Here is a 6,996-nt window from a genome sequence, read left to right as displayed (position 1 = left end):
GTTGGTGTGCCTGCAATATTCGTAGGAGCTACTGTTTGTGTAAGTGCCCCTGGAATTGTATTGTAACAGATCGTTGCTGTTGCTATGCCAATCGTACCTGCTCCGATNCCTGCATTCACTGTTACAGATGCACTTCCACTTGCTGTTGTAGGTGAAGCACACAAGGCATTGCTTGTCAACGTAACTTTTACTACATCTGTGCTTGAAGTCAATGCTGTTGTTGAGAACGTTGCATTTGTTGCTCCTGCTTGAGATACTGTATTAATAAACCACTGGTAGCCTGGTGTTGCTCCCGGATTTGTNGGCGTTGCGGTAAATGTTGTTGAACCGTTCGTACAGATCGTTGTTGGACTTGCTGCTACCGTTACACTCGGAACCAATATAGGATTCACTGTTACAACAATTGCTGTAGAGGCTACTGCTGTTGTTGGTGCACACGTTGCATTGCTTATCATTTCAACTGTATAACTATCGTTGTTTGCTGCTGTTGTTGTTGTATACGTAGCATTCGTTGCTCCTGAAATTACTGCGCCACCTTTTTTCCATTGATATGCCGGTGTGGTACCTCCATTCGTTGGCGTTGCTGTAAACGTAAGGCTTGCTCCTGCACAGATTGCTCCTGTCGGCGATACCGCTGCTGTTACACTTGGAGTAGGAATCGGATTAACAACCATGGTAATAACGTTTGAACTCGCATTCGGTGTGCTTGCGCAACCTGAGTTACTTACCATGTCTACACTGATCTGATCTCCGTTTGCTAATGTGGTGCTTGTATAGGTTAGGTTTGTTTCTCCTGCTATTGCTACAGTATTCTTTTTCCATTGATACGTCGGTGCTGTTCCTCCGTTACCACCAACTGCTGTAAACGTTACACTTGCTCCTGCACAGATCGCTCCTGCCGGGACTGCTGTGATCGTTACGGCCGGTGTTACAACTGTTGTTACTGTGATAACTACTGCATTCGAGGTTGCAGGGTTACCACTTGGACATGTTGCATTGCTTGTCAGAACTACTGTGTAGCTGTCGTTGTTTAATGCCGTTGTTGTTGTATATGTAGCATTTGTTGCTGACGCTATATTTGTACCGTTCTTTTTCCACTGATACGTTGGTGTTGTTCCTCCGTTCGTAGGTGTTGCCGTAAACGTTACACTTGTTCCTGCACAGATCGTTGTACTTGGGGTTGCTATTGTTACACTAACAGGTAAGATCGGGTTAACTGTCATCGTAATGCCTGTGCTTGTTGCTGTCAGTGGACTTGCACACAAGGCATTACTTGTTAGTGTCACGGTATAAACATCAGCGTTTGCTGCTGTCGTTGTTGTATATGTTGCATTTGTTGCTGACGCTATATTTGTACCATTCTTTTTCCATTGGTATCCTGGTGTTGTTCCTCCGTTTGTTGGCGTTGCTGTAAATGTTACACTTGCTCCCGCACAGATTGCTCCGGTTGGTGCTACTGCGATTGATACTGCAGGTACCAACACCGGGTTAACTGTTGTTACGATTGCTGTGCTTGTTGCTGTCAGTGGACTTGCACACAAGGCATTGCTTGTTAATGTTACTGTATAGCTGTCACTGTTCGCTGCCGTTGTTGTTGTAAACGTCGCGTTTGTTGCTCCTGCTATTGCTACACCACCTTTTTTCCATTGGTACGTAGGTGTTGTTCCTCCGTTTGTTGGCGTTGCTGTAAATGTAAGGCTTGCTCCTGCACAGATTGCTCCGGTTGGTGCTACTGCGATTGATACTGCAGGAACCAACACCGGGTTAACTGTCATCGTTATGCCTGTGCTTGTTGCTGTCAGTGGACTTGCACACAAGGCATTACTTGTAAGTACTACGGTATAAACATCACTGTTTGCTGCTGTAGTAGTCGTATATGTTGCATTTGTTGCTGACGCTATATTTGTACCATTCTTTTTCCATTGGTATCCTGGTGTTGTTCCTCCGTTTGTTGGCGTTGCGGTAAATGTTACGCTTGTACCTGCACAGATTGCCCCGGTTGGTGCTACTGCGATTGATACTGCTGGAATCAACACCGGGTTAACCGTCATTACAATGGCTGAACTTGTTGCTGTCGTTGGACTTGCACACAATGCATTGCTCGTAAGTGTTACTGTATAGCTATCACTGTTCGCTGCTGTCGTTGTTGTATAGGTTGCGTTTGTTGCTCCTGCTATTGCTACACCACCTTTGTTCCATTGGTACGTAGGTGTTGTTCCTCCATTTGTTGGAGTTGCTGTAAACGTTACGCTTGCTCCTGCACAGATTGCTCCGGTTGGTGCTACTGCAATCGCTACACTTGGAACCAAGGTTGGATTTACAACTACAACAACACTTGCCTCTGTATAACAGGAAGCATTACTTGTGTTACCATCTTCTACTCGTAATACATAGGTACCCGCGCCTGTGGTTGGTCCGGTAATAGCTGTTGTGTTATTCGGTACTGCTGTTGCTGTACCAACTGTAGGATTAGGCGATAAAGCACCGGTTGTTAATGGAACTGTTGTGCTTGCACCGCTACCTGCTGTCTTGAACCAGGAATACGTAAACGCAGTGTTCAAAGGAGCCGCAGCAACCGTTACCGTACCGGATAAGGTCTGAGCTGTTCCCTGACACAAACTTATTGGTGTACTTGCCGGTGCTGTAATAGCTACTGTAGTAGGTTTTGAACACGGACAGCTTGGGGTTAAGGTAACTGCTGTGCGTGGACAAACATAAGCAGGAACGTTGAACTTAAGATCAAAACCTGGACCTCCTTTCTTAAGGGTAGGATTGTTTCCATTTTGAGAAGCACCGACTCTTGATACAGTTGCTCCATCGTAACTATCTACTATAGGGAATGTTTGATCACAATCATTAATAGCAATATAGAACCTTCCGTTGTTACAGCTACTTCCAACATCTGTTGCTGTTGCCGATATAGGCGTGATAAAGAAATTAGTACCAGCAGGAATACTCACATTTCCCTTTAAGACAAAATCCATGTACTGATCTTGTGGGTCTGCTGCTGTTTTGGTTATATTATAGTTTGCAGTTAACGTTCCTAATACATTGGCTTGATCATCTACAAGTCCTCCTCCGTTAGGCTTTGCGCCAACAACTCTAAATGTTATTGTTCCGCTTAACCCACATCCTGTAGTCTGAATATAAACTCTACTTTTAAGGCTTAGAGAAGTTAGGGTTATAGCTTTATTCGCATAATAACCCTGACTATTTAAATTATTGTTAATGTTAAATTGGTCTCTCCAATCTGTGGCATTACAAGATTGTGCTTTGGTATATACTGTACCTGAAGCTTTAGCTGATTTCTGATAGTAAACAATTTTATTTGCACCGGATGAAGCAGCTGTTGAAACATTTAATGTATCACCATCTGGGTCGATACCTTGTGAAGTTCCTAATTTATTTCCTGCAGTAAGAGCATCATACCATTCAAAAATACCATTTGGTTCACTTGCATTAGGTGTTAAATGTACAATACCTGTATTTGCACAGAATGTATTGGGAGAACCTAAAGTAGGCAAGTTTATAAGACATGGGTTACACACGGGTGTAGTTACCGTGAATTTTTTAGCTGTTCCTGAAAGTGGTACCAGTTTAAAATCATCTAAAGCAAAATCACTACCCGGACTATCTGTTCTTTTCAAATCACGTACTTCTAATGTATACGTATTCGTACCAGCTAATGGAGCTGTCCAACCAGCAGTAAGCTGATGCCAATTCAAATCATTAATTGACCAATAGCTTGCAATCAATACATTGTTAATATACACACCAATAGCAGCTGGTATTGCATTATAAAGAGTATCTGTAAGGACACCTCCATGTACATTTGCAAAATATCCGCTAAATGCAAATTTAGCATTTTGAGCTGCTGTAAAAGTCCAGGCTATCACTTGTCCAGATGGTTGACCAGTTCTCGCTGCTTTCGCATCTGCAAAAAACCGCATAGAACCGGCTGGTTGACCAGGAGCCTGAGGAAGATTCACCCAATATCCCGGATTGTAAGTATTGATATTTGCATCCACAGAATATTGATTATCACCGTGATTACTGGCTGCGTAGGTATAATAAGGCGCACCGCTAATAAAACCAATATTACCGCTATTAAAATCACCGTTTGACAATACATTGCCTATACCCATATATCCTACCGCATCATACTGTGTTGCTGTAAGTGTTTGTACTCTGTATGGATTGGCAGTGCTTACTGTAGCATGTGTAGATGTTAATTCCCAGTGATCAAATATTAAACCACCAGTAGCACTTGCTGTTAAGTCGGTGTATGAGTCGTTCACACATGCACTTGCTGTTGCTGTAATAGCAGAACAATCTGTTATTGGCCCAATAGTAACAGCATCTGTTTGTGTTTGCAAACCACCAAATTTGATGTTATCCAATCCAAAATCATATCCCCTCATTGGGAATAAATTCTTTTGTCTGATTTCAATATTTGCAAAAGAAGAAGTAGCTGAGTTCCATGTGTAAGCATGATTTTTCCAAACACCTACTGCATTCACTCCGCCATTTAGTGCAAAATCAGTACTTGCAGAACCAACCAACACACCATTAATATATACTTCCAAATCTACATCATAAAAAGGTGCTGTACCCGGAGCATTTGAATATCCACCTGTATTTGCCGAAACTACATAACAGATAGAAGTGAAATCAAAAGAAAATGTATAGATCTGGTTTGCTGTAAGTCCTGTAATATTTTGTCCCCATACTACAGGCTTCGCAATCGAAGAAGCATCTTCACCATTTACGACCAAGAAATTTCCAGGATTACCGGTAACGAAGGGTTTGGTACCATTAAACGTCCAGTCACCCTGTGCACCCCAGTTACCTGATGATGCAGCTACATTATATGAACCATCTGTACTTCTAGGATCCACAGGTCCTGGCATAGAAGTAACAAAACCCGTTGTACCGGCACTAAAATTACCGTTCACAACTAAGTCGCCGCTTGTAACTGTACCAGATAAAATAACCTGCGTTGTACCAACCTGTGAAGCTGTAAAATCTGTTGTTGACCCGCTTGTATTTGATAACGTACCACCACCTGTCGACCAAGTCAAATTTGAAGAACCGGTACCTGATAAAGACCATGTATCACCAATACATAAAGGACTATGAGAAGGTGCTGTAACAATAGATGCCGTTATTAATTTATCATCTATACGTGTTGCATCTGAAGAATAACAACTCGGATTTGTTTTATCAGCAGCTGATGGACTACCACCTGTAAGTTCATGAACTTCCCAGTTACCAACTTGATTTGTGGTATATGTTATTTTACCTACACCACTTGCTGCCGGCACGTTCACTCCATTGAAATACCAATCAAAATAATTAGATGTTGAAGAGTAGTTACCAACTGTTAACACAGCTGTTCCGGATCCATTTACAATAGTTGCTTTATTAGAACTAAGTGTTAAAATATTTATACTTCCGGGAGCAACACAACATCCTACAGTTGTTTTTGTAGATAAAGGCGTTGTTTGTGGTGGACAAATTGCAGTATAGTTCCAATCATATAATACGCCAAACTTTCCTCCTGTTGTAGAAGCACTGTTTGCCGGTATCGTAATTGGGCCATTTGTTGTTGTTGCTGGCTGTGCAGGAGAGAATAAAAGTCCATCAACCTGTGCACCTGTGCCTGTTGGATTGGTATTAACTGAAATTACTGTTGATGTAGTTGTAGTTAAAGTATAATTAACAGGAACTTCTATATAATAACCATTCGTTATACCTGTTATAGGGGTTGCTCCAACCGTTGAAAAATTATATACAGCAGACCCTGCACCTGGTGTAAAGGTTATTTGAATTTTATAGGTTTGCCCAACCGTATTTAATACTACCGGAATTTTTATTGTATTGAATCTTACGGGCATCGTATTTGTAAATGTCATTTGCATTGCCGTTCCCGCAGGATTGGAAGTATACGCTGGCGTAGCTCCTGGTTTAGGATTTACAGTTGGGTAACTCGTACGTTTAATATATGTTAACTGCACACCTGCTGGAGGTGCTGTTGCTGTTGTAATTCGAAATGGTGAATAATAGGAACTGCTCTGAGTAGAATCATAAAAGATTGAACCCGTTCTTATCAAATGACCATTCGCATCAAAGTCCGCAGCTACATAGGGTGCCGGTGTATAGCTATACCATTCATACCAGGTATTTGGAGTTGGTGAGTTAAAGCTCCATTTTGCAAAACCATTTTCACACCATTGAGTTGTGGTTATTGCCTCCGCTCCGCATTGCGCGTATCCATTCACTGACATCCCAATGAAGAATATAGAAATCAAAACGGTGTAAAATAAATTTTTAGGGGTACTTGTTTTCATATTGTTTAATTTATCAGGTCGGGTAATCTGATTTATTGTATGCGATTTTATTGAGATTTTATTTTAAGCAATACATGTTTTTCTATTAATACATGCTTGTTTTAGCAATTGATACCATAGCAAATAAGAAGGTAACCTTTGCATCTATATACAAAGTTTCGAATTGGTTAAGGCTTATGAATGGTCTCCTTTATACGCATAAAGCATGCTTGGGTTGCATTAAACGAATATTAATAGTCTAAAAAAGTAATGCCTGACATCTAACGTATCGTTAAATATCAGGCATTTTTTATAAGTGATAGAAAATTTACCTTATAATCTGAACCCAACCTGTAAGCGGTTCATCGTAGATCTGGCTCTGAAGGTTGATGATGTAGAAGTACGTGCCATCCGGTAACACCTGTCCATTGCGGAAGTTCGTTCCATCCCAGTTCTTCGGATACCCTTCTGATTTCCATACCAAATTACCCCAACGGTTGTAGATTTCTATAATACAATTCGGATACCCTTCGATGTTCTTAAGCTCCCAGTCATCGTTGTTGCCATCTCCGTTTACAGTAATCACATTCGGTACTTCAATCGGACTCACTACAATAACTGTAACATCGTCTGTTGTTGAACATGTTGTTGCTCCGCTTGTATTGCT

At 41.4% G+C, this 6,996-nt stretch carries 1 protein-coding gene; it reads right to left on the bottom strand.

The window, feature by feature from the left end; translation table 11 throughout:
- Positions 1–6,657: 6,657 nt before the first annotated feature.
- The coding region (locus A3EE_RS20640) for a T9SS type B sorting domain-containing protein (protein WP_033418030.1) at positions 6,658–6,996 on the bottom strand (339 nt) is incomplete at its 5' end.

The sequence above is a fragment of the Cytophaga aurantiaca DSM 3654 genome, assembly GCF_000379725.1.
GTDB lineage: Bacteria > Bacteroidota > Bacteroidia > Cytophagales > Cytophagaceae > Cytophaga > Cytophaga aurantiaca.
Note: the sequence above shows the minus strand (reverse complement) of the source record. Positions and strands in the feature narration are given on the sequence as shown.